General features: G+C 41.1%; 25 protein-coding genes and 1 pseudogene. 13 read left to right on the top strand and 13 right to left on the bottom strand.

Features of this window, described 5'->3' with window-relative positions; genetic code table 11:
- Positions 1-155: 155 nt before the first annotated feature.
- Positions 156-725, bottom strand: a complete 570-nt coding sequence (locus tag ACT3SX_RS07650; protein ID WP_444519082.1) for a PepSY domain-containing protein — start codon at positions 723-725, stop codon at positions 156-158.
- Between the two features lie 316 nt (positions 726-1,041).
- Here ACT3SX_RS07650 and ACT3SX_RS07645 point away from each other — a divergent pair, with 316 nt between their 5' ends.
- A complete protein-coding gene (locus ACT3SX_RS07645; RefSeq protein ID WP_192520927.1) occupies positions 1,042-1,575 on the top strand; it encodes a MepB family protein in 534 nt (177 codons plus the stop codon).
- 238 nt (positions 1,576-1,813) lie between these two features.
- On the opposite strand, the gene ACT3SX_RS07640 is transcribed toward ACT3SX_RS07645, so the two are convergent.
- From ACT3SX_RS07640 to parA, 5 genes are all read right to left on the bottom strand, one after another.
- The gene (locus ACT3SX_RS07640; RefSeq protein ID WP_192529667.1) at positions 1,814-2,095 is read right to left on the bottom strand and encodes an HU family DNA-binding protein; all 282 of its coding nucleotides are present in this window, start codon (positions 2,093-2,095) and stop codon (positions 1,814-1,816) included.
- Between the two features lie 71 nt (positions 2,096-2,166).
- Positions 2,167-2,406 carry a hypothetical protein gene (locus ACT3SX_RS07635; protein ID WP_444519081.1) on the bottom strand — a complete coding sequence of 80 codons (240 nt, stop codon included), beginning with the start codon at positions 2,404-2,406 and terminating at the stop codon, positions 2,167-2,169.
- Positions 2,403-3,944: a type I restriction-modification system subunit M gene (locus tag ACT3SX_RS07630; protein WP_442069773.1), complete on the bottom strand. Its 1,542-nt coding sequence runs from the start codon at positions 3,942-3,944 to the stop codon at positions 2,403-2,405. Before ACT3SX_RS07630 ends, ACT3SX_RS07635 begins: the two co-directional genes overlap by 4 nt.
- A 323-nt stretch (positions 3,945-4,267) precedes the next feature.
- The gene (locus ACT3SX_RS07625; protein WP_192992484.1) at positions 4,268-4,477 is read right to left on the bottom strand and encodes a chromosome partitioning protein ParB; all 210 of its coding nucleotides are present in this window, start codon (positions 4,475-4,477) and stop codon (positions 4,268-4,270) included.
- A gap of 3 nt (positions 4,478-4,480) precedes the next feature.
- Positions 4,481-5,119, bottom strand: a complete 639-nt coding sequence (gene parA, locus ACT3SX_RS07620) for a ParA family partition ATPase (RefSeq protein WP_068039576.1) — start codon at positions 5,117-5,119, stop codon at positions 4,481-4,483.
- Positions 5,120-5,514: 395 nt separating this feature from the next.
- On the opposite strand from parA, the gene ACT3SX_RS07615 reads away from it, so the two are divergent.
- Entirely contained in the window at positions 5,515-5,739 is a 225-nt protein-coding gene (locus ACT3SX_RS07615) for a helix-turn-helix domain-containing protein (RefSeq protein WP_192520660.1), read from the top strand.
- 156 nt (positions 5,740-5,895) lie between these two features.
- The gene (locus ACT3SX_RS07610; RefSeq protein ID WP_192992483.1) at positions 5,896-6,171 is read left to right on the top strand and encodes a hypothetical protein; all 276 of its coding nucleotides are present in this window, start codon (positions 5,896-5,898) and stop codon (positions 6,169-6,171) included.
- 121 nt (positions 6,172-6,292) lie between these two features.
- On the opposite strand, the gene ACT3SX_RS07605 is transcribed toward ACT3SX_RS07610, so the two are convergent.
- On the bottom strand, positions 6,293-6,808 hold the full coding sequence (locus tag ACT3SX_RS07605) for a hypothetical protein (RefSeq protein WP_444528360.1): 516 nt from the start codon (positions 6,806-6,808) through the stop codon (positions 6,293-6,295).
- A gap of 286 nt (positions 6,809-7,094) precedes the next feature.
- Between ACT3SX_RS07605 and ACT3SX_RS07600 the strand changes: the two genes are divergently transcribed.
- From ACT3SX_RS07600 to ACT3SX_RS07560, 9 genes are all read left to right on the top strand, one after another.
- A complete protein-coding gene (locus ACT3SX_RS07600) occupies positions 7,095-9,248 on the top strand; it encodes a MobA/MobL family protein (RefSeq protein WP_444761700.1) in 2,154 nt (717 codons plus the stop codon).
- Between the two features lie 373 nt (positions 9,249-9,621).
- The gene (locus ACT3SX_RS07595) at positions 9,622-10,557 is read left to right on the top strand and encodes a replication initiation protein (protein ID WP_443509397.1); all 936 of its coding nucleotides are present in this window, start codon (positions 9,622-9,624) and stop codon (positions 10,555-10,557) included.
- 435 nt (positions 10,558-10,992) lie between these two features.
- Positions 10,993-11,949: a replication initiation protein gene (locus tag ACT3SX_RS07590; RefSeq protein WP_444519077.1), complete on the top strand. Its 957-nt coding sequence runs from the start codon at positions 10,993-10,995 to the stop codon at positions 11,947-11,949.
- Positions 11,950-12,032: 83 nt separating this feature from the next.
- Positions 12,033-12,260, top strand: coding sequence for a type II toxin-antitoxin system RelB/DinJ family antitoxin (locus ACT3SX_RS07585; RefSeq protein ID WP_058368521.1), 228 nt, complete (start codon positions 12,033-12,035; stop codon positions 12,258-12,260).
- Positions 12,261-12,528: 268 nt separating this feature from the next.
- The gene (locus ACT3SX_RS07580) at positions 12,529-12,783 is read left to right on the top strand and encodes a hypothetical protein (RefSeq protein WP_442477745.1); all 255 of its coding nucleotides are present in this window, start codon (positions 12,529-12,531) and stop codon (positions 12,781-12,783) included.
- A gap of 186 nt (positions 12,784-12,969) precedes the next feature.
- Entirely contained in the window at positions 12,970-13,740 is a 771-nt protein-coding gene (locus tag ACT3SX_RS07575; protein ID WP_442477746.1) for a DNA-binding protein, read from the top strand.
- A gap of 58 nt (positions 13,741-13,798) precedes the next feature.
- A complete protein-coding gene (locus tag ACT3SX_RS07570) occupies positions 13,799-14,149 on the top strand; it encodes an IS630 transposase-related protein (RefSeq protein WP_442477747.1) in 351 nt (116 codons plus the stop codon).
- Positions 14,124-14,636 (top strand): IS630 family transposase, encoded by a 513-nt coding sequence (locus ACT3SX_RS07565; RefSeq protein ID WP_444519076.1) that lies wholly within the window; start codon positions 14,124-14,126, stop codon positions 14,634-14,636. The genes ACT3SX_RS07570 and ACT3SX_RS07565 overlap by 26 nt, the downstream gene beginning before the upstream one ends.
- A complete protein-coding gene (locus tag ACT3SX_RS07560) occupies positions 14,633-14,842 on the top strand; it encodes a hypothetical protein (RefSeq protein WP_442477749.1) in 210 nt (69 codons plus the stop codon). Before ACT3SX_RS07565 ends, ACT3SX_RS07560 begins: the two co-directional genes overlap by 4 nt.
- A 1,173-nt stretch (positions 14,843-16,015) precedes the next feature.
- On the opposite strand, the gene ACT3SX_RS07555 is transcribed toward ACT3SX_RS07560, so the two are convergent.
- The 6 genes and pseudogenes from ACT3SX_RS07555 to ACT3SX_RS07530 form a co-directional block, all read right to left on the bottom strand.
- Positions 16,016-16,270, bottom strand: a complete 255-nt coding sequence (locus tag ACT3SX_RS07555; protein ID WP_087813577.1) for a Txe/YoeB family addiction module toxin — start codon at positions 16,268-16,270, stop codon at positions 16,016-16,018.
- Positions 16,267-16,557: a type II toxin-antitoxin system Phd/YefM family antitoxin gene (locus ACT3SX_RS07550; protein ID WP_087813576.1), complete on the bottom strand. Its 291-nt coding sequence runs from the start codon at positions 16,555-16,557 to the stop codon at positions 16,267-16,269. The genes ACT3SX_RS07555 and ACT3SX_RS07550 overlap by 4 nt, the downstream gene beginning before the upstream one ends.
- Positions 16,558-17,111: 554 nt before the next feature.
- On the bottom strand, positions 17,112-17,993 hold the full coding sequence (locus ACT3SX_RS07545) for an IS982 family transposase (RefSeq protein WP_444528171.1): 882 nt from the start codon (positions 17,991-17,993) through the stop codon (positions 17,112-17,114).
- 180 nt (positions 17,994-18,173) lie between these two features.
- The gene (locus ACT3SX_RS07540; protein ID WP_286797588.1) at positions 18,174-20,651 is read right to left on the bottom strand and encodes a copper-transporting P-type ATPase; all 2,478 of its coding nucleotides are present in this window, start codon (positions 20,649-20,651) and stop codon (positions 18,174-18,176) included.
- A 306-nt stretch (positions 20,652-20,957) separates the two neighbouring features.
- Complete coding sequence (locus tag ACT3SX_RS07535) at positions 20,958-21,575, bottom strand: DUF411 domain-containing protein (protein WP_442477751.1); 618 nt, start codon at positions 21,573-21,575, stop codon at positions 20,958-20,960.
- 466 nt (positions 21,576-22,041) lie between these two features.
- Positions 22,042-22,161, bottom strand: a pseudogene (locus ACT3SX_RS07530) (IS982 family transposase); the annotation flags it as partial.
- On the opposite strand from ACT3SX_RS07530, the gene ACT3SX_RS07525 reads away from it, so the two are divergent.
- The gene (locus tag ACT3SX_RS07525) at positions 22,159-22,320 is read left to right on the top strand and encodes a hypothetical protein (protein ID WP_444519166.1); all 162 of its coding nucleotides are present in this window, start codon (positions 22,159-22,161) and stop codon (positions 22,318-22,320) included. The pseudogene ACT3SX_RS07530 and the gene ACT3SX_RS07525 sit on opposite strands and share 3 nt — an antisense overlap.
- Positions 22,321-22,600 lie beyond the last annotated feature (280 nt).

The raw sequence follows: 22,600 nt of genomic DNA, 5'->3' as shown, positions 1-22,600 counted from the left end.
GGAGACCTTCCTAAATTTTGTGTAAGTATTTAATCTAAACGTCAGTTACACAGAATCTGGGATGGTCTCGTATATTTATAAAATAAAAAACTGAAAATATTTTAGCTTGGGGCTTTTTAATATTTGAGGCTATATGCAATACAGGGTATCAGTAGTTAATCATCACGATCAACGTCGCTTACCTGACTGCGAGTAATCTTACCAGTCATGCTGTCGACAACAACTTTATGAATCTGATTGCCTTTACCAATTTCAACTTCGTAGACAGGCTTGCCAAAATCTATATCGAATTCTACTTCCAGCACTTTCCCTTTCAGCGTTTGGTTTGCTTTTTTTATGGCTTGAGACAAACTCACTTTTGCTTGTTTCATGGCCTTATATTCTGCCAAGTCTTCTTTGTCTAAACGCTCTGTTTCCCATTTCGTGATCTTGCCTGTATTGGCATTCACGCTGACTTCTTGTTCATTATTGTTGGTAATGATGTTGATATCATAATGGCTATTTTCGTTACGATATTCTTGATCAAAGTCTGCACTGATGATATCGCCTTTTACCGCTTTATTAGCAAGGGCCATCGCCTGCTCTAAACTGATTTTACTCTGTGACACTGCCGTTACCTCATTCATAGCAGGGGCTGCTTGACTGGCTGAAACAGAGGCTATGCTGAAGCTTACGACACTCAGTGCCATTACAAGAGATTTCTTCAATGTTGATAGTTTTTTCATAATAAAACCCTAAAATGCGTTAGTTTTTCTGCAGACTGTTTGTTAATTAGAATAAGAGATTCATTTAAAGATAAATAATGACATACAGTTAATCGCTATGTCTAAGTGATTTATGCTGAAAAATGTAACGGGTGTTATAACAAATAACGTTCGATAGAAGAATTCGATTTCATTGGTTCCCTGGGTATGCCTATTGTGAACCAATCAGGCTCATTCACTGGTTCGGTTCCCTAGTGAGGACTTGAATCTTCGGCTGTAGGCTACTGATGCCAAAGTTTTAACTCATTGACAGTCTATATGACTACGGACAATCTTTATGGAAACACTTAATACTGAAAACCTTACTTTAGACATTATCCCAGCATCATTTAATCTTGTATTGCGAAGGCTACTTGAGCCAGCAGGGTATGCAGTTGAAAACGTTGAGCCTGAAATGGAAAGTACGGAATACGGGGCGCTTAAATTTACACTTAATGGTCAAAGGGTACTTTATCGACAAGCGAAAACCACACCAAAAAAGATTGGTCAATTTGTGACAATATGGAAGCGTGAACACCCTAACAGTGAAATTGCACCAATTGACCTGAAGGATGGGGTGGATTGGGTGATTATAGCTGCCAACGAGGGTGCTAATTTCGGAGTTTTCGTTTTCAGTGCACAACTTCTTGCTAAAAAAGGCGTATTTTCTGAAGAAGCAAAGGCTGGTAAGAGAGCAATTAGAGTATATGCACCTTGGACAACCCCAACGGCTGTACAAGCTAAACGAACAAAAAATTGGCAGACGGAGTGTTTTCTTGATTTTGAGGATAGCGATGCCATTTTAGAGTCTTTTACTAGAATGCTGGGTTAATAGTAAGAGGTATTCCAAGCCCTTGAACTGTCAAAATTTAACAAGCGATCAGAGGTATACCCCAACGGAACCATCCAAACAGACCGTTTAAACGATAAACAGGCTACCTAAAATAGACTGATATTAGCGAACTACTTATAGCAAGGGGTGGCGTAAACAACACTATCAATACAATACTAAAAGCCAATACCATTACTTAGGTCATTGAACCGCCGATAAGTTAAAACTCCTCGAGCAATTACTGAAAGCTATCTACTAGATTTTCACTAATTGTCGTCTTGATGACTAGCTTTTCAGGTATCTCTACTGCTTCACCTGTCTTAGGGTTTCTACCTAAACGACTCTTGCGCTTAACCTTTTGAAAATTTGCAAACCCTACTAACTTCAATCTTTCATTTTCTTCGAGGTTAGCTAAAGAGTCGGCTAAAACATCCAAAACTGAGTTTAGTACAACCCTTGCCTCATCTTGATTCACATTTAATTTTGGTGCCAACTCGCTAATGATATCTTGCTTATTCATACTTACCTCTCGTTGTTATTAGAATCATTTTGACTTCATTCCCTTGGTTTGGTGAGGAGATGCCGTAAATGTTAGGTCTCGCGGGGGAGTTTCCCAAACTCTGTGTCACTGCTGCTTACCCCCGATCCATACTTACACAGAATCTGGGATGGGCTCTCGATATTAGTAATACGAATAATAGGCAGCCCAGTTTCTTTGAACAAACTACTTTTAAATGCAAAACCATTTTTGAAATCACACACTTCTCCTAAAGGCTTCCACTCAACCTCAACCCCATCAAGTAGCTTTTCCATATAACCTAACTGACTCATGCCTCAATCTCCGCAACGATTTTATCGATATCAGCACGCAGCTTATCAATCTTAGCGACTGTCGTTTCAAGTTCGCTATTTAAAGTTTTAATATCAATAACCTCACGCGTATCTTCTGCTTCTACGTAAGCACTTACCGATAAGTTATAGTCATTTTTAGCAATATCGCTGTTATCAACGCTTGCAGACAAATAATCCGTATCTTCTTTAGTATCAAACAACGTCATGATCTGCTCGATATGCGCATCGGTTAGCACATTGGTATTGGTCTCTGACTTAAAAAGCTTACTGGCATCAATAAACTGCGTCTTACCCTCTGTTTTGTGCTTGGATAGCACTAAGATATTAACCGAGATACTGGTTCCAAAGAATAAGTTGGGTGCTAAGGAGATCACCGTCTCTACATAGTTATTATCTACCAAATACTGCCGAATCTTTTGTTCAGCACCGCCGCGATAGAATATCCCAGGGAAGCAGACAATAGCGGCGCGGCCCTTACTCGATAAATAGTTCAATGCATGCAGCACAAAAGCAAAGTCCGCCTTTGATTTAGGAGCCAATACCCCCGCTGGTGCAAAACGCTCATCATTAATTAAGGTCGGATCATCACTACCAATCCACTTCACTGAATACGGCGGATTCGAGACAATCGCATCAAAGGGTCTATCCTCCCCAAAATGCGGATCTAGCAGTGTATTACCCAGCTTGATATTAAATTTGTCGTAGTTCACGTTATGTAAAAACATATTCATACGTGCAAGGTTATAGGTGGTGTGGTTAATCTCTTGACCAAAAAAACCCTCTTCAATGATGTGATTATCAAAGTGCTTTTTAGCTTGCAGCAATAAAGAGCCAGAGCCTGCAGCTGGATCGTAGATTTTGTTAACCGTCTCTTGTTTGTGCATCGCAATTTGAGCAATCAGTTTAGACACGCTTTGAGGGGTGAAGAACTCACCGCCTGATTTACCCGCATTGGCCGCATAGTTTGAGATCAGATACTCATAAGCATCGCCAAATAGATCAATCTCACTGTCCTCAAACTGATGCAGTTTAAGGCCCGCTACCCCTTTAAGTACCGCAGCTAAACGAGTGTTTTTATCCGCGACCGTATTACCTAATCGGTTACTGGTGGTATCAAAATCCGCAAACAGACCCTTAATATCAGGCTCAGACGGGTAGCCATTGGCCGAGCTTTCAATCTCTTTAAAGATAGCAGCCAAATCCGTATTTAAGTTCTCATTTCTATGCGCGTTGGCAGCCACATTAGCAAACAGCTGACTTGGGTATATGAAATAACCCTTGGTCTTAATCGCATCGTCTTTAATATCAACATTAATCACTTCATCAGGAAGTGCGGCATAATTAACGCTCTCATCACCCGCCTCAATATAACTAGAGAAGTTCTCACTGATAAAGCGGTAGAACAAAGTCCCCAACACATACTGTTTAAAATCCCACCCATCGACTGAACCACGAACCTCGTTTGCAATTTGCCAAATTTGTCGATGCAGTTCCGCACGTTGTTGGGTACTTGTCATGATAAAAAATCCTATAGGAATAATGATGGGGCTAGAAGCCCCTTATGTTTTGTGTAACTTAAATCGTTATTGAGTACGCTTTGATTAAGGGCAATATACCTTAGCACTGCTAACCGTTTTTGGTTCTATTATATGGTGCTGATATAGGAAACAGTGCTTGTTTTGCCATGGGCATTTTCTTTACAGCTTGCTTCTGCGTCTGTCTTAAGAAAACAAGCATCTGATGATACTAGTAAGGTGCACAGCGTTCGACGATATGTATAATTTTTTGAGTTTTTTATACATATCCTTTTTATAGGTATAGAAAAACGAATTTTTTATACCTATCGCTCAACCAATTTTTCCTCAATCATTTCAGTCAACAACTCAGTCACCGTTTTTCGGCTTTCAAGCGCGTACCGCTTGAGCGCAATGTGTTTATCTCCATCTAAATTAAAATTCACACGTACCGTCTTTTTGGGACTGTCCGTCACATCCGATAAAGCCAATTGATCCTTAACGTTCTTACTAGGACGACCTGCTGATAAACTCATGACTTACTCCTCACCAAAAAATATTTGAATCTCACTGACCAATGCGGTTATCTCTTGTAACGCATTGCTACTAGGCGATTCGGTATCAAATACTGTCTTACCAAGGGCAGCACTATTAGGATAAGCAACTCGCTGCATCACTCTGGTCTCTAATACCGGAAGATTATAATCAAGCAGCGCGGTTGCAACCTCTTTACCAATATTGGTATTTTGAATGGCGCGTGAGACGACAAAGGCTGCCTTTAGTTGGCCATCCATCATCTCAATACGCTGCTGCACTAAATCAACCAAATCGCTGGTTGCCCAGATATCATAGGGGCTCGGCTGCACTGGAATCAATATAAAATCAGCCGCTTTTATAGCAGAAATAGCCAGACTAGTAGCTTGCGGCGATCCATCGATCACCACATAATCTTTATCAGAGACGCTTTTTAAATCTTTATCAAGTGTTGGTCTGTCGAGCCCGATCACTGGTACCGGATTGTCTTCATCAACCGCTCTCCAGTCACGCGCACTGCCCTGCTGATCGCTATCTACTAGCAGAACACTATGGCCTTTCAACTGTAAGCCACGAGCCAGATGCGTTGCGATGGTAGTCTTGCCGCTGCCACCTTTTTGATTTAATACCGCGATTACTTTCATAAATACAGATCCCTGTAGCACGCATTAAGTATATAAGTATATAAGTATATAAGTATATAAGTATATAAGTATATAAGTATATAAGTATATAAGTATATAAGTATATAAGTATATAAGTATATAAGTATATAAGTATATAAGTATAACTAAAATGTACATCACATCACTACTAATAGCAATACTTCATAGTCAAAATAGCATCGTCTTTTCTAACTAGCGTCTATCCATTATGATAGACGTCCTGCATTAAAGACAGCATAATAAACTGCCTACTAATAGGTAAATTGCCGCTATTGAATATCAATTCGAGCTACTAAAACGAATACGTTAGCCACTCATATTCGTTATAATCCGCTCACCAATCAAAACCACTAATCGTTAATGAGGAAATCACTATGGTGAAGTGTCACTTATCGACCATCATGGGCGAAAGACGCCTTAAAATTGCCGATGTCGCAAGGGATACTGGCATCAATCGTGGCACCATTACTCGCATGTATCATGAAGAAGCCACCCGAGTTGACCTAGATGTCATCGAGTCTTTATGCACGTATCTTAGAATCAATGTTGGTGATTTATATGAAATCATAAATGAGAACAGCAGTGAGTCGCCTGAGTGAACACCTTCGCTCATAAGACATTATCACCTTTAAAAGTATAAAAAGACCTATAGAAGGTCATTTTCTCTTGCAATAGATTAAAATATAGGTATAATTTGACCTGTAGTAAGTCATTTTATCCATTATTTATACACAATAATCTACAGGAGAATACCAATGAATAACAATCTATCTCGGCTCAACAGCTGCGCTTGGTTTAGTGAACAGACTAAAGCTTTAGCCTCTCAGCTGTTATCAAATCTACAAGTACAGCAGGGCGTACAACTGGCATCATTACTTGGTGTTGACTCTATCCTTTATAATGATGAAGCGATTTATGTCTGGGTGCAACGACAGCTAGATGACGGTCTTATGATTGATGATTATACGTTAAGCACCCTTGAAACCGCCTTTATAGAGTTGGTCACAGCTCATACTGACCAAGCAGCATAATCGTTTTAGATTAAAAAGGCCTCTCTTATGACCGATAGAGCTTGATATTTATTGCCTTAATAGCCAGTTGTCACCATCTGGCTATTTTTTATTAGCCGATACCATATTTATTGTCACGCTTTTAACGATGATAATTTTGGTGACTGCCCTGATCAGAATAATCTGTCTCACCCAAAGAAAAATCTAGTGGACCCCTATCAGTCGTGCTCACGAATTTCTCCGGTTGGCCCTGTTCCGTAGCATCAACTTTTATTTCCACTTCCTCATTAATAGCTTTTTGACTCTTCTCTTTTTGTTGAATCTCAAATGAATCCTCTTCATCGCCTAAACCTATATCACCGCCTAAACTTTCAATCATGCTTTTGAATAAAAACTTATCAGATTTTCTCGTTAAGAAATCTGGAAAGTGAATAGCAAAGTATTCTCGAATCATCTGTTCATCGTCACCTTTAGTTGCCAATACCTGACCTAAAAATGCCCCCATTAGAATTTTTTGCTTGTTCAGTCGCTTATCTAACTTTACCTGCTGAATCTTAGTTTGGCGTTTCAACTCTTCTAACCGTTGACGCTCTTTCAGCTTATTAGAATCTTGTTTATCAAATATAGATTCAGGCGCTTTATTATTAGTAACTGACATAGTCTCTCTCCTTATAAATAATATATCATTAACCCTAGCAAGGACTTCACCATCATTCAATCACTTATGATATGCTTTAACACAACCACATCAGACATCCGATATATATTATTTTATTGTTTAATGGTTGCGTCCCCCTGACTAAGGGCGAAGCAACGACTCAAAATTTAATCTATCCACTTCGTTACTATCTTAATTTTGAATCCTTCTTCGTTGGGGAAACCCCAAACCCCGCACACCACAAAAGACGTGGTGTGCAAAAAACCCAACATTAGGTTCGCTTATTATGACAATGGTTCATATCAATACTAAAGCAATTTCTCGAAAAGCGGGACAGTCGGCAGTAGCATGCGCCGCCTATCGTGCTGGTGATATTCTTGATGATGTTAAATACGGTAAGACCCACGACTATAGTAAAAAGTCTGGCGTCATGAGTAGTGATATCATTTTGCCATTTGCGCTAAGAGCACTAGGTGTGAATGTCGATAGAGAGATGCTTTGGAATTTGGCTGAGGCAGCAGAGACTCGTTCGGACAGTCGAGTGGCGCGTGAGTGGCTGATTAATCTACCTTATGAGTTGTCTGAGCAAGATCGCCATTCACTGGCAATAGATTTTGCCCAAAAGCTGGTTGATGATATGGACGTGATTGCTGATGTTTGTATTCACCGTCCAGTGATGAAGCTGCCTTTTGATCCTTACGCTAAACCCAGCTCTAAGCGTTTACGCGAAGGGGAGAAAAATCCTGATCCGCGCAATTTTCACGCGCATATTTTAGTCACCACTCGAGCGCCCATCGTTGGGCCCAATAAAACCTTGGCATTTGACCCAAACCTTAAGACCCCGTTTGAGTGGTCTAATAAAAAACGTAAGGCGCATGGTCTGCCGTCATCAATGAAAGAAATTAAGCGTATCCGTGGGATGTGGGTAGATACCGCCAACAAGGTGTTAGCACAACATAATCTACCATTGATGGATGCACGCAGTTATAAAGATCAGAGGCTTGATCAGCAGCCCACCATCAAAATGGGCGTTCATGCAACGGCAATGGAGCGCCGAGGCATCATGACCGAAAAAGGCAATACCAACCGAGCAATCAAAGCACGCAACAAACTGGTTGCTGAGAACCATATCAAACAGGAGGCAGACCATGAGCGACGAATCAAACAACTTAGAGACGGACTTACTCGGGCAACTGAGCAAAATGCAAGACTACATAGACTCATTGGAGGCACAAAACAGCGAGTTGACCTCACAAAACAACTTATTGAAAGCTCAGAACACGACATTGCGTACTGCACAGAACAATCTAACAGAACAGCAGATCGAGTTGACGACACAAACCGATGCATTGAAGACGCAAAACGAGGCGTTGCTTGGGCAGCTGAGCGATGCGAAAACCTACCAAAGTGGATTAATGGAACAGACCGAAGAAGCCAAAAAGCACAACAACGCATTGATCTCTCAAAACAGTGGATTAGTGCAAACTCAAAAAGAGCTGCAAACAGCGAATCAGTCGCTCAGGGCATCCATCAAGGCATTGCAGAGCGAGCAAAACCAGTCCCCAACCCCTTCGATGACGACGCACGACGAGCAAGAGCTGCTCGACTTGATCGACAGCAAAGACAAATTGATCGAGACACTCGAGCAAACCGTTATGAAGATGAGAGAATCTTTGAGTATGTTGAACGTATGAAGCTGCATCTGGCGATGCGCTTACTACAACGTCATCATGAGTCGATGACAATCAGATGGGCACAAGGAGAAACCGCAGAGAACACGCCTGATAAATTTGATCAGCGACAAGTAGCCGTACTCAGCGAGTTTGCAAAGCACCATGGTATTGAGAGCCATGATAAAGCAGTGGAATTTACAGCGCACTTACGCCAAGTGGCCAAACGTTTTGATCACACGCTGGTTGAGAACAACAAATCCATCATCAAGCTGTTGCGTGATCCTAACGCTGAACGTGAGCAGTATCTGGCACTGATTCAGCATTTTACAGATTTCAGAGACAATATCGATCAAAAACGAGCGGCATTGAATACCAGTAACATCGACGAGCTGGGCGGTAGCGCAGGAGAGGTAGGGAGAATGACTCGGGACACCATGTCATCGTTCAGCTATATAGAAGAATTAACGGATTACATCAATCAGGATAACTACCCAACTGAGGCAAGAGGGCTTGCCAAAGAACATTTAGCAGATACCTTAAATGAAACCTGTGAGCAACTCAAACTTGCATTGCGTGATGTCAACTCCTTACCAACAACCCAGCGTAAAACCTACTCAGAGGCTCTTAAAGCCACTTTAGAGACGTTTACTGAGCAATATGGCAAAGAGCTGTCTGAAAGCCAACACAGAGCACTACAGGGTGGTTTAGAGACCTATCAGTATCAAGTGAGTAGAACTAATACACCTAGGCGAGGATTTAGTCCTTAATCTAGTCCTCAAAAAAACCGCTACTGAGGAAAAATTTGCTTAGGCAAGATACGTTGTTTAAGTGATGATTTTTTACTTATCCACAAAAAAATTTATTACCCGCTTCTTTAAGGGTTTTTATTTGATCCTGTTTACTCCTGTTTACTCCTGTTTAAGAGCATTTTTTCACCTTTAAAATCAATAGGTTACAAAGAGAAAAAACAGTAAATGAGCAGAAAAAACAGTAAATGAGCAGAAAAAACAGTAAATGAGCAGAAAAAACAGTAAATGAGCAGAAAAAACAGTTATATAATAAATACTGTTTATTTAACTGTTTTTAGTGCTAATATAGCTTGAACGTTTTAAAAAAAACAGTAAATGAGCAGGATTAAAAATGGAAAATAATTTAGTTGTTCAATCAAACGAGCTGATTTTAGCAACATACACAATGCAAAAAACAGACAAAGAGCTAATGCTTGCGTGTATTAGTCAGATAGACAGTAGACCTGACGCACCAGAAGTAACAAAACAGACTGAATTTAAAGTGTCTGTAGATGATATAAAGTCACTGTTCTTTGGTAAGAAGTCTAAAAACGAGCAAAACGTCTATCGTGATATGGAAAACGCAAGTAAGCGTTTGTATGACGTTGATATTGTAATGAGCTTGCCCGAAAACAAAATACTTCAAACAAGACTTATCAGTAGTATTGTCTATGACCCGGATAACGGAGAAGTTTTTTTATCTTTTGCAGAAAAGATTTTGCCTTATTTGACACAGCTAAGAGCTAATTTTACTAAGTATAAGTTGCTTGAAATCGGCGAGTTATCAAGTATCCACTCAATACGTTTATATGAATTGGTCGTTATGTGGGTTAATCAGTTTCAGTACAGCAAAGAGTTTACACTTGAAGAATTTAAGTATGTAATGAATGTCAAAGGTAAATACAAGCAGTTCGGTCATTTGCGACAATTTGTTATTGAAACAGCTATCAACGACATTAACGAGAATACAAACTATAGTGTTAGCGTGGAGTATCAAAAGAAATCGAGAGGTAAGGGATTTAGAGGCTTAAAGCTGAGTTTTCATAAAAAAACATTAGACAAGCTAACGGGTGCAGACGGTGCATTATCGCAAGCAGCTATCCAGTCGATTGTTGATAACGTGCAGTTTATGAATGACTATAACAACCATCCAAGCCTAAGTTATGACGGCAAAATGCAGACTGAGGCATTTAAGCGTGAAATGATTAATATCATACAACGAGAGCCTGAAAGCTTTAACAAGCCCAATAAGGGTTTAGAGAGCTATCTACCAAAGGTTAAACACTAATATTTTGTCTAACATCAATTATAGTTAAAAGAACCATCGTTTTTTCTGAGACCATCCCAGATTCTGTGTAACTGACGTTTAGATTAAATACTTACACAAAATTTAGGAAGGTCTCGTAAATTGACCATAGCGTTTTGAGCTACTGATCAGTTTTATAAGTGATTGGTCGCTCATATTATCATCTCAAATCCGTCAGTTCTTGAGCTTTTTTCCTATTATTTAATATAAAAACATATTTTTTACTTTTAAAGATTTTTAAAGACTTTTAGGACGCTCTCAGACCTTACCAATTAAGGGCTTCAAGATCTATAAAGCTACAATCAGCTAGGTTAATGCTACAATCAGCTAGGTTAATGCTACAATCAGCTAGGTTAAAAGCTACAATCAGCAGGTATCATGCTACAATTAGATAGATTTGAGCATTAAGGCGTAGATATGACTAACCAAGTTGGTTTATATGAGAAGAAATACCCTGCAAATTGGGTTGTTATGCAAAATCGTATTCTACAAGCGTTTTATGAAATGACACTTGATGAAAAACGGTTGCTGTTGCTTGCTAGTTCAGTAGTGCGTTTGATAGATGCCACTGAAAAAGACACTATAGAGATAACCGCGAAAGCATTTGCAGAGGCTTGCAACATTCAAGTGGATTCTGCTTATACTCAATTAAAAGATGCTAGTGAAGCGATGATGAAGCGATTTTTTAGCTATAGAAATGAACGCGGTAGCCGTGTCAATGTACAGTGGGTCATCAGATCAATATATGAAGATGGCTATGTGTCTCTATGTTTTACAGATGAAGTGCTACTGATGTTGAAGGTTTTTGATGAAAATAATCCATTCACTAAATATAAAAAAGAAGATGTACTTAAACTGAAGGGTGAATATTCAATAGATATATACCATCTGGCCAAAAAACATGAGGCAATGAGCTCGTGGACAATGTCACTTGAAGAAATTAGAGAGGAGCTAGCTCTTTCTAAATCTTACGAACGTATTAACAACCTAAAAAGTCGAGTCATCAACCCAAGCGTTGAAGAAATAACAGAAAAGTCAGATATTAAAATCACCTATGAAAACGTCAAACGTGGTCGTACCGTCACAGGACTAAAATTTAATGTCAAAGCTAAGCCCACCAAGAAAAAAAGTCTGGAGGACTTAAATCAGAATAATGAGAATAGAGATATACCATCCTTAACCGTCAAACAGATCGACCGTTTTGCGCCTCTATTGGCTAACTATGCCCCATTTGGTAGCTATGCGCCTTCAGGAAAAAGTACCCAAGAAGTGATCAGCTGGTTACACACTCAATTAAGAGATGAAGCTTTTTTAAAGACCCATAAAAAGCATTTGCTGGCGGTAGGTTATACGTTCCCTAAGCAAAAATCATAGCAAAGAAAAAAGAGTGATTAATCTGGTACTGTCTATACAAATGGTTTATATTATATGTACACAGATAAGCCATTTGTAATGCCATGACGACAACTAATTATAATATCAGGCTCGATCAAGAGCTAAAAGAAAATGCTTTTGCCGTGTTTGAAAGCTATGGTCTAACGCCGTCTCAAGCGATTAAATTGTTCTTGACCCAAGTGGCGCAAACCAATCAAGTACCGCTATCTTTTGAATACCAGAAAGTATCAGCTGTCAGTCAAGATGAATTGCTAATCTATAAAGAGCATACTGACAGAGAGAACAGATAAGTATTAGATTTGAATGGGATGAACAAAAAAAACACCAATCAGCGTAAGCACCGTTTATTATTTGAGGCAGCCGCCCGAGTTTTTCTAGACCTTTTATGCCTGCGTCAGCAAGACAGGTATTAAAATGATGAAAAGCAGTGGCAAGCGCTGGGTACAGTAGACGGTACCGCCGTCCTATTGGTAGCCCATACGCAAACAGAAATAGATAATGGTGAGGTTATACGCATTATCTCAGCTAGACGTGTCAAAAAAATTAAAGGGAGCCAGTGTGAACAAAGTTAGCTATCAAATAGACGAGCTACCACCACTAACGGCAAAGCAACAAGCAGACTTAGAATATTTAGCAACGCTTAGTGATGACAATATTGATTTATCAGATATTCCAGAAGTTACGGGTTGGTCAAACGCTATCCGTGGCAGTATTAAGCCGCAAGCGTTCTCTGCTGAGGCGAGTGTCATCAACCCAAGTATCATTGCCAAGTCTAAGGATAGAGCCAAGCAAACAGGTGGTGACTATCAATAAATGATCAATAATGCGCTAGAAGAATACTTAGCGGATCACTAGCCTTAATTTAATGACTGAGACCTCAAGATCACTTGAGGTTTTTTTATATCTTGCATTGTAGTATGTTGTAAAATGTATTATACTATATACATATAATACAAAAACTACATATTTACTCATACAACATTATTAAGGACAATGATTATGGCCATTACTACAGAGCAGATTCATGCCACTGCCGACCAACTACAAGAACAAGGTATTAAGCCCACTCTAGCCGAAGTACGTAAAGCGCTAGGCGGCGGCTCATTCACGACCATCAGTGAGGCGATGAAGTCTTGGCGTCAGGATAACCAAGAAGAAGAGCAGCTAAGACAGGTTGAGTTACCAAGTGGAATCACTGAGCGCTTACAAACGCTTGGTGCGGATATGTGGCAGACGGCCATTGATATCGCCAATGATCGTCTAGTTAAAGAGCGTGAGGCGTTAGAGGGTATTAAGGCCAAGGCACAAGCTGAGACAGACGAGGCACAAGAGGCGGTTAAGACGCTAGAGAGTGAACAAGCTAATTTGTTGCTAGAGCTCGATGAGGTCACAGCAACTGCAGAGGCAGCGGCAATCACTTCGGCTCAGATTACTGCTGAACGTGACACGCTGATACAGACACTCAGTGATACTCAGCACGCGCTTGAGCTTGAACGAGCTAAGACAGATGCAGCCCAAGCTCAACTTGCAGATCTGCGCCATACCCTTGATCAGCAGTCAAAAGAGTTAAATGCCAACCTATCAAAAGTGGCCACGCTTGAAGCCACTGCTAGTAGCGATAAAGCAGAAATTGCACGTCTACAAACAGAACTGACAGTGACTAAGGGTGAGCTAAAGACAGTCACTACGGAACGCAATGAGATGGCGACTGACACAGCAGAGGTTAAAGGGGAGTTAAAGGCCATAATCGCTGAGCGTAACAAACTATAGTAAATCTTATATAAAATCGATACAATAGCTATCATAAACTCATTTAACAGCATCAACCATGACTTATTCAATCGACTTTCGCAAGCAAGTATTACGTAGCGTTAAAGAAGGTATGACTATTCGAGAAGCCGCTATCTTTTATGAGCTGAGTACCAGTACTATTCACAGTTGGCAGCAGGACTTAGTGCCTAAAATAACTAGAAATAAAGCACCGACTAAAATACCTAATGAAGCCTTATTGAAAGACGTTGAGCAATATCCTGACGATTATATGTACGAGCGAGCACAGCGTTTAGGGTGCAGTAAATCAGGCATTGAGTCAGCTTTAAAACGCCTTGGTATCAGTCAAAAAAAAGACCTTAGAGCATCCAAAAGCCTGCCCGATGAAGAGAACGATATATCAGAATAAGCTTGATAGCTTTATACAGCAAGGCTATCCCATTATTTACATAGATGAAAGTGGCTTTGAGGCTGAAACTATTCGTCCTTACGGTTATGCGCCGATAGGTAAGCCTTGTATCGATAGTTACAACTGGCAAGGTAAAAAAAGAACTAACGTCATTGGTGCTTTGTGCAAAAAGATGCTGTTTGCACTAAATTACTTCGAGCAGAATATCAATGGCAACATATTCTATGATTGGTGCAAATACACATTGATTCCAAGCTTAAATACTTCATGCGTGATCGTCATGGATAATGCCAGCTTTCATAGGCGAGTACAAAGACTACTCAACAGGCACGGTCACAGGCTTTTATTTCTACCGCCTTATAGTCCTGATCTAAACCCTATCGAAAAGAAATGGGCACAGGCAAAGTTTCTACGCCAAGGTTGGATGGAGAATAATCTACCTAAACTCTTTCATGATATGGGTTGTTCCAGTTTTATTGTGGATTGACTATATCAGAACTCAATGATCAGCTAACTCAAACACAGGCTAAGCTTGAAGCTGAGCATAGCGTATTAAATAATCAATATAGCGAGCTATCAAGCCGTCACCTATCAGAGCAGGAACAAGTGACTCTGTTACAAGATCAACTTAAGAAAGCACAAGATGCTCTGATACTTATTCAAAACAAAGATAATTCTTTAGATGCTGATTAAATAAAAGTATTCGACGTTTCAGTTTAATTAGGATTTCAAGATAAAGAACAGTTATAAGTGTGGGAGAGACTTTACCCCAAGGCATAGATCCCGTTCTATTCACACTAACCTTATGAATCAACCATGACAATATCGACTCACTGAATAAGTGACTGTTGTATAGTAACTATTCTAAATTTTTCCCTGGACTCTTATAATATATAGCCTAGGGGGCTATATATTACTTAAATTAGCCTAAGTGAATTTATGCTGATTTTGGAGCCTTGAGCAGATTTCAAGGAACACTCACCCTAAAGCGTTTATGAGTAAAAAAATACTCACAAACGCTTTAGTGCATTCCTTGGATTTGATGTGATTAGTCATGCCGACTTCATCGCCCATCGCGTCATCAAGACCGTATCACTGTATCAAGCTACGGTTGTTAAGATTACGGCTGATAGCACCGCCTAGACACGCTCTTAACCGCTACTGTGCTGTCATACGCTAGCAAGGGCCTAAACCCAATATACCGCTACGATATGCACGAGTAACCACTCATTGCGTTGCTCTGATCCTTTGTCTAGTCACCCCTGTAGGGAGCTCACCCTTATGTCAAACGCAGTCGTCGCCGAGGCCTGCCACCCATTTGACGGGTAACGGTTACAGGGAATAGGCACAAAGATGCGAGGTGGAGTCACTGTTACGTTTAGATATATGACAATGATTGATTTGAACGCAGATTTTAGATAAAATGCACCTACACGGGCATTTAATGCTGTTCAAATAACGCAGTTCTGGTGCTTATTTGTTCGTTACAGCGTGTTGACGCACTCTGTAACCGTTAATTACATTTAAAACTAAATGCCTCTAGGAGTCAACTCCCAGAGGCATTTTTTTGTTTGTCATATAGATTAGGTTTTTAATATCTAGGGCATTTTTAAATTACTTAGGCTAAAGCAGAAAATAAACATAGAAGCCGTAGACCCGTTACTAAGAAGCGTCAAATCATCGCAAGTCTCTTAAAGGTTGACCATAGCTATTCTGAAATACAAATCGTGGCTAAGTACTCGCGTCAGTTGATTGCTGAGATGTCTCAAGAATTAAAGAACGTTTCTGGACATTAACTAACTACCTATCACTATGAAAAAGTGCCTAATTATAAATCAGGCACTTTTTGAGCTGTTATACCTTTGCTTAGTAATGATAACGGCACTGGACGATAATGATCGCATCATCTTGAATTTCATAAACCAACCGATGCTCTTGATCAATTCGACGAGACCAGTAGCCTGCAAGGTCATGTTTGAGTGGTTCAGGTTTGCCAATACCCTTAAATGGGTCACGTTTGATGGCTTTAATCAGCTTACCGATCTGTTTGACTTTCTCTTTACTGGTTCTTTGCCAGTACTCATAGTCCTCCCACGCGTCTTCCGTCCAAGATAGTATCAAGCGTCTACCTCATCATCAAAAGTGAGTGGCATATCTTTGGCATCAATCTCACGTTCAATCAAGCGACCAGCTTTAGCATCAGCAATAGAGCGTCTGAGACGCTTGGCATTGGTAGGGCTGCTTAAAAGATGCAGTGTTTCCTCATACGAGTTAAACTCTTCTAAACTCATTAATACCGTCGGTTTAGCATTTTGTCTTGTAATTAATATCGGGCCTTTATCAGTGTCTACCTTATCGATATACTTTGCTAAGCTCTTTCTAAAATCAGTGTAGTTCACAACGTCCATAATAATTACTCCACGTTTAATTATGTTGGTTATATGACCTATCATTATAGGTTGAATGTTATACTAGTATATACTATATCTGTACTTATATTAGTAAGAAGCAAAGGGATAATTTGATATGTCTTCATGTATCTTTTTAAAACGTACATATGAAAGCTGACATATTGATCTTAGTTTAAATTTCTTGGCACGTTTGCCGCCTTATATTGTCGAAAGAAACAAATTTTACTCATATACTCATATACTCACATACTCATATACTCATATACTCATACCATTTTGCAGAAAAGCAATTATGAATGCAATATAATGGTTATTATCAAGCCTTACTGCATTAAATCGATTTTTATATGGCGTTGTGATGCCTTTAAATAAAGATCAAAGGGCGTAGTTTTATTTTTTTATTGTCGTATTCTCTCAGGATGTTGAGTTTCCGACAATCTCAGGGCGGTTCATGTTTAAGTTTCTAGAACATAAGAAGAATGATACATGGGTTGATAACGTATTAGTAACCCCAGTTCGGGATAAGCCACATTGTAACTCATTGATACTATTTACAATGTAGCCACCTGCCCTTGCTGAGGCATGTTTTTGATGGTGGGTTTATAGGGAAACCAGCAATAAGCAATCAAACCTGACAGCAAGTTTGTAATAAAACCCGTGACACTACGATGGCGTGAATGCTCAATCTGACACAAGTTTTTCAGCTCCCCAAACACCGTCTCAACCAAAGAGCGATGATTGAGTAGCGCCTCATCTATCGGCTTGAGTACTTGCGGTTTCATATGACGCCGAAGTTTGGTTATCAACGTGGTATCACTGTGTTTTGTGAGCCACTCGTTTAGGGCTTTACTGATATAGCCTCTATCCCCAAACACCTTGCCAAACACAGGTGTTGCCATATCCTTAACAGGCGCTCTATCATCGGTATTACCCTCAGTGACTTTAACAGATACAAGCTCGCCCTTATGATTGATAATGGCGTGTAGCTTAAAGCCATAGAACCAGCCCATGCTGCTTTTGCCTCGGGTTGCAAGTCCCTTAAAGACTTTATGACGGTAGATACGCTTGTTATGACAAACTGCTATCTTGGTTGAATCAATATAGCTGATACCCGTACAGTCGCCCATCATGCTTTGCAAGTAGCTGCACAGTGGTATGATACTGCGCGGCACAAGCTCTATAAATCGCGAGTAGCTCGGCAGATTTGGAAACTCCCGTTTCATCATGCCAAGCATGTGATGGTAGTAAAACGCCTTAAACTGTCGATACCGCCGTTGATGAAACAGTACCAAGATGGTCATAATCTCTGCTACACTTATCTGGCATGCTCTTAACCTTTGGTGTCCCGTTGCGATTAAATGAGCGTCAAACTCAGGTTTGAATTGCTGATAAAAGTCGTCAATATGGCAGTATAGTTCGGTTAGGTTGTCCATGTAAGAAGTCCTTGTTGTGAAGTTTGTCTTGGTAAACTCACTTTAGCAACTTCGGACTTCTTTTTTTATCTTTTTTTTGAGCGCTTATCCCGAACTGGGGTTAGATAACTTTGTCCTTATTAAAAGGATTGAAATTGAAGTTCTCTCTTGACAATAAAATGGCTAAATAAAACGTCTTTATCATAAATCTAATCGGCGCAATCTTAGCGCGTTACCAATGACCGATACTGACGATAAACTCATCGCTGCCGCCGCTATCATCGGGCTAAGCAATAATCCAAACGCTGGGTATAGCACGCCTGCGGCAATCGGTACGCCAATCGCGTTATAGACAAAAGCGAAAAATAAGTTTTGTCTGATATTGCGCATGGTCGCGTGGCTGAGCTTATGGGCTTTGGCAATACCCATTAAGTCGCCTTTTAATAACGTCACCCCTGCGCTCTCCATGGCCACGTCCGTACCTGTACCCATAGCAATACCGACATTCGCCTGCGCCAGTGCTGGCGCGTCGTTGATGCCATCACCTGCCATCGCTACCAATTTACCGTGGTCTTGCATCTCTTTGACAATACGGTTTTTGTCCTCTGGTGACACATCGGCATGCACTTCATCAATGCCCAATTTACTCGCGACGGCCTGCGCAGTTTTTTCGTTATCGCCTGTTAGCATGACGACTTTTAGCCCTGCCTTGTGTAGCAGTTCTATGGCATCAGCAGTACTCGGCTTAATCGGATCAGCGACCGAAACCAAACCAGCTGCTTTACCATCTATAGCGACAAACATTACCGTTTCGCCGTCTTTTCTACGGACGTCAGCTTTAGCGGATAGCTCCTGATCAAAACTGTTTAAGCGCTCCATCAGCTTTGAGTTACCGATGGCAACTTGTTTGCCGTTTACTACCGCTTGTACACCCTCGCCCGTGGTTGAATTAAAGTCATGGGCTTTAGCAATGGTCAGCGATTTATCCTGAGCAGCTCTCACGATAGCCTCTGCTAAAGGATGCTCGCTTGCGCTTTCTACCGCAGCAACCAATGCCAAAAACTCGTCTTCATTTTGACCTGCCAGCGCATCAATTGCGGTAAGTGCAGGTTTACCAGCGGTTAGCGTGCCTGTTTTATCGACAACGATGGTATCGACTTTTTCCATCGTCTCTAAGGCTTCAGCGTTTTTGATAAGCACGCCGTTTTGCGCGCCCATGCCCGTACCGACCATGATTGACATGGGCGTCGCCAGCCCAAGCGCACAGGGACAGGCGATGATAAGTACCGCAATCGCATTAACCATGGCATAAGCCATTGCTGGTTCAGGGCCAAATAACGCCCAGACGATAAAGGTGATGATAGAGGCGATAATGACAATAGGCACAAACCAGCCTGCCACTTGGTCAACCAAACGCTGTATGGGCGCGCGGCTACGCTGGGCATCGGCAACCATTTGTACGATTTTGGACAATACCGAATCTGCGCCAACATTGACCGCTTCAACCAATAACGTCCCTGTACCATTTACCGTGCCGCCAGTCACAGTATCGCCCTGCTCTTTAGATACTGGCATCGGCTCACCCGTTACCATGGATTCATCGACGCTACTACTGCCATCGATTACCGTGCCGTCTACGGGTAATTTCTCGCCAGGTCTGACGCGCAACTTATCGCCGCTGACGACTTCATCAAGTGAAACCTCTGTCTCTTCGCCGTTTTCATTGACGCGTCTTGCTGTCGGCGGAGCGAGCTCAAGCAACGCCCGAATGGCCCCTGACGTCTGGCTTCTGGCTTTGAGCTCAAGCACTTGACCAAGCAGTACTAAAGTCGTGATTACCGCTGCTGCTTCGTAATAAACGCCGACTTGTCCAGCGCTATCTCTAAAGCTATCTGGGAATATACTGGGAAAGAAAGTTGCCACAATACTAAAACCGTAAGCTGCGCCGACGCCAAGCGCAATCAAGGTAAACATATTTAGATTGCGGCTTTTAATAGACTGCCAACCACGTACAAAAAAGGGTGCTGCGCCCCAAACGACAACGGGAGTCGCCAGTACCAATTGTATGATTTGACCAAGTTGCCCTGAGATATCAAACGAGCCAATTTGATCGAGATTTATCCCAACCATATCGCTCATGGCATAAATGAATAGCGGTAAGGTCAGCAGCGTACATATCCAAAAGCGCCGCGTCATATCGTCGAGCTCTTCGGTATCTTCTTCACCTATGGCGACCGTTTCTGGCTCGAGTGCCATACCGCAAATCGGACAGCCACTATTTCTAACGTCTCTGACCTCAGGATGCATCGGACAAGTATAAACCGTGCCATCGTAATCTTCGGGCACTTTGTCGTATTTACCGCCTTTGACCGACTTGACTTCAGCGCTGCTTTCGTTACTCCCGTGACAATGCGTCTGGTTGTGTTCATGGTTATGATTGTTTTCATGGTGATGATTTTGATGACTTTGATAATTGTCACTGTGGTTATGCTCCACGTGGCTTGCGCCATCTATCTCGTCTTCAGGCTGCAAAAACATACCGCATATCGGGCAATCACTTTTTTCAACATCTCTGACTTCAGGATGCATCGGGCAAATATAGACCGTACCGTTATAATTTTCTGGCACTTTATCGTATTTGCCACCTTTGATCGTTTTTTTATCAACCGTATGTTTCATAAAATCCTTCCTTGAAGACGCTAAGCGCAGATGACAAGCAAAGCTTCTGCTCACTTATCATCAACTCTTGGCTATATCATCAACCTTTAACCAATGTTTCTAACTTTTACTTATTACGTAGGTACTTAAGCAGCCCCATAATCGTCAGTATCAGCACTATAAAAATCAGTAGCATAAACAATCCATAAACGAGAGACCCGCCCTAGCCCATAGCGTGCATCATGAGAATCATTACAGGCTCTCCTTATTTCATTACTTTATAATTAGTCATCATAGAGCGATACAGGACAAAAGTCACCTTTTCAGCTATAGCTGGGCGTTGGCACTATCAATCTCAGCATATACCGCTGTGCTACCGTCTTTATTGATTTGCATCACTTGATAGGGTGTAAATTTATTTTGGTACTCCATCCCGGGGCTACCCATCGGCATACCGGGTACGGCAAGGCCAATAGCTTCGCTTGGCGGATTGGCTAAAAACTGGGCTATATATTTGGCAGGCACATGACCTTCGAATACATAACCATCGGTCGTGACCGCCGTGTGACAAGAGCGCATATTGCTCGGAACACCATAGCGTTCTTTAAAAACTGCTAAGTCGGCGACATCTTGTCCCGTCGCAGTCATACCGTGATGTTCGGCATGGCTAATCCACTCTTTACAGCAGCCACAATTGGCATCTTTATAAACCGTCGCAGAGACGTTTCTCAGCGCATCACTGTTACTGCTAGAGCTCGTCGACTCAGTTTTAGACGTTTGGACTTTTGAATTCTGGCTGTCTGTTGCCGTCTCTACAGGCGCTGTGGTTGCAGCAGTGGTATTGGTGTCGTTACAAGCAAATAACGACGATGTCACTGTCAGTAGGATAAGCGCACCAAACAATTTATGCTGCTTAAAAGTTAAGTTATGGTTATCAGGTTTCATACATACCCTCTCGTCATTTATTGTTTAATGTCGCATGTGATATTTATAATCAAAAAGAGCTGTCTTTCATTTTTAAATTTGGAGCAATACGTTAAGCGTTTGACCCGATATCACGACACTATCATCATACATGCATGATACATGAATCCTTCTGACTAACAGATGACGTTAAGATTACAATATTGTCATTCTCCCACTTTGAAATTTTCACAGATAATTTATTTGACAATTTTTAAGAAAAAACAAAAGGGCAGTACTAAAAACAATCGTAAGCATCCGACCATCCCATCTTTCCCTCACTTAAAAAATGCGAGATAGTGTCCATGAACAAATAATCGTGAACACTAACATGACAACACAATCTCCTAATACACCCAAACGAAGAACTTACAGTGCTGAGTTTAAAGAACTTTTAGTACAAGAACCCCAGTTCGGGATAAGCCACATTGTAACTCATTGATACTATTTACAATGTGGCTACCTGTCCCTGCTGAGGCATGTTTTTGATGGTGGGCTTATAGGGAAACCAGCAATAAGCAATCAAACCCGACAGCAAGTTTGTGATAAACCCCGTGACACTACGATGGGTCCACCTATTGCACCTCATATTTGGAATGTGGGTCTAGATGGCGGTATTAGAATAAGCACTATTGTTATCGGCGTGGGTTCATGTGCTGCTATATTGCTTTGGTTTTTCTGGACACTATGTTGTGATGTTTATCGCTTTATTATTCGTACCAAATAAACCTGGAGACTATTCTAGGTTTTACGTAAGTGTTGGTACAAGCTAGATAATTGTTACAGAGGATATGAGAATAACCAATCAGGTGCCTTCATTGGTTCGGTTCCCTAGTGAGGACTTGAATCTTCGGTTGTAGGCTAGGAGTATCAACGGTTTCAAATTTCTGAAATGGTCGCAGTGTACTTCATGGTGTACTTATCGAGTTAAAACCCTGATATCATCATCTTACAGCTTAATTTTCAAGTCCTCACTAGTGAATAGGGGCTGTATAGAATTGAGAAAA

The organism is Psychrobacter sp. AOP31-B2-9 (genome assembly GCF_052378005.1).
Lineage (GTDB): Bacteria > Pseudomonadota > Gammaproteobacteria > Pseudomonadales > Moraxellaceae > Psychrobacter.
The sequence above is the reverse complement of the archived record's forward strand: the minus strand, read 5'-3'. Positions and strand labels throughout refer to the sequence as shown.

Bases quoted from the DNA above. Each gene is read 5' to 3' on its own strand.
- ACT3SX_RS07650 (WP_444519082.1), bottom strand. From the start codon at position 725: ATGAAAAAACTATCAACATTGAAGAAATCTCTTGTAATGGCACTGAGT.
- ACT3SX_RS07645 (WP_192520927.1), top strand. From the start codon at position 1,042: ATGGAAACACTTAATACTGAAAACCTTACTTTAGACATTATCCCAGCA.
- ACT3SX_RS07640 (WP_192529667.1), bottom strand. From the start codon at position 2,095: ATGAATAAGCAAGATATCATTAGCGAGTTGGCACCAAAATTAAATGTG.
- ACT3SX_RS07635 (WP_444519081.1), bottom strand. From the start codon at position 2,406: ATGAGTCAGTTAGGTTATATGGAAAAGCTACTTGATGGGGTTGAGGTT.
- ACT3SX_RS07630 (WP_442069773.1), bottom strand. From the start codon at position 3,944: ATGACAAGTACCCAACAACGTGCGGAACTGCATCGACAAATTTGGCAA.
- ACT3SX_RS07625 (WP_192992484.1), bottom strand. From the start codon at position 4,477: ATGAGTTTATCAGCAGGTCGTCCTAGTAAGAACGTTAAGGATCAATTG.
- parA (WP_068039576.1), bottom strand. From the start codon at position 5,119: ATGAAAGTAATCGCGGTATTAAATCAAAAAGGTGGCAGCGGCAAGACT.
- ACT3SX_RS07615 (WP_192520660.1), top strand. From the start codon at position 5,515: ATGGTGAAGTGTCACTTATCGACCATCATGGGCGAAAGACGCCTTAAA.
- ACT3SX_RS07610 (WP_192992483.1), top strand. From the start codon at position 5,896: ATGAATAACAATCTATCTCGGCTCAACAGCTGCGCTTGGTTTAGTGAA.
- ACT3SX_RS07605 (WP_444528360.1), bottom strand. From the start codon at position 6,808: ATGTCAGTTACTAATAATAAAGCGCCTGAATCTATATTTGATAAACAA.
- ACT3SX_RS07600 (WP_444761700.1), top strand. From the start codon at position 7,095: ATGACAATGGTTCATATCAATACTAAAGCAATTTCTCGAAAAGCGGGA.
- ACT3SX_RS07595 (WP_443509397.1), top strand. From the start codon at position 9,622: ATGGAAAATAATTTAGTTGTTCAATCAAACGAGCTGATTTTAGCAACA.
- ACT3SX_RS07590 (WP_444519077.1), top strand. From the start codon at position 10,993: ATGACTAACCAAGTTGGTTTATATGAGAAGAAATACCCTGCAAATTGG.
- ACT3SX_RS07585 (WP_058368521.1), top strand. From the start codon at position 12,033: ATGACGACAACTAATTATAATATCAGGCTCGATCAAGAGCTAAAAGAA.
- ACT3SX_RS07575 (WP_442477746.1), top strand. From the start codon at position 12,970: ATGGCCATTACTACAGAGCAGATTCATGCCACTGCCGACCAACTACAA.
- ACT3SX_RS07570 (WP_442477747.1), top strand. From the start codon at position 13,799: ATGACTTATTCAATCGACTTTCGCAAGCAAGTATTACGTAGCGTTAAA.
- ACT3SX_RS07565 (WP_444519076.1), top strand. From the start codon at position 14,124: ATGAAGAGAACGATATATCAGAATAAGCTTGATAGCTTTATACAGCAA.
- ACT3SX_RS07550 (WP_087813576.1), bottom strand. From the start codon at position 16,557: ATGGACGTTGTGAACTACACTGATTTTAGAAAGAGCTTAGCAAAGTAT.
- ACT3SX_RS07545 (WP_444528171.1), bottom strand. From the start codon at position 17,993: ATGGACAACCTAACCGAACTATACTGCCATATTGACGACTTTTATCAG.
- ACT3SX_RS07540 (WP_286797588.1), bottom strand. From the start codon at position 20,651: ATGAAACATACGGTTGATAAAAAAACGATCAAAGGTGGCAAATACGAT.
- ACT3SX_RS07535 (WP_442477751.1), bottom strand. From the start codon at position 21,575: ATGAAACCTGATAACCATAACTTAACTTTTAAGCAGCATAAATTGTTT.
- ACT3SX_RS07525 (WP_444519166.1), top strand. From the start codon at position 22,159: ATGGGTCCACCTATTGCACCTCATATTTGGAATGTGGGTCTAGATGGC.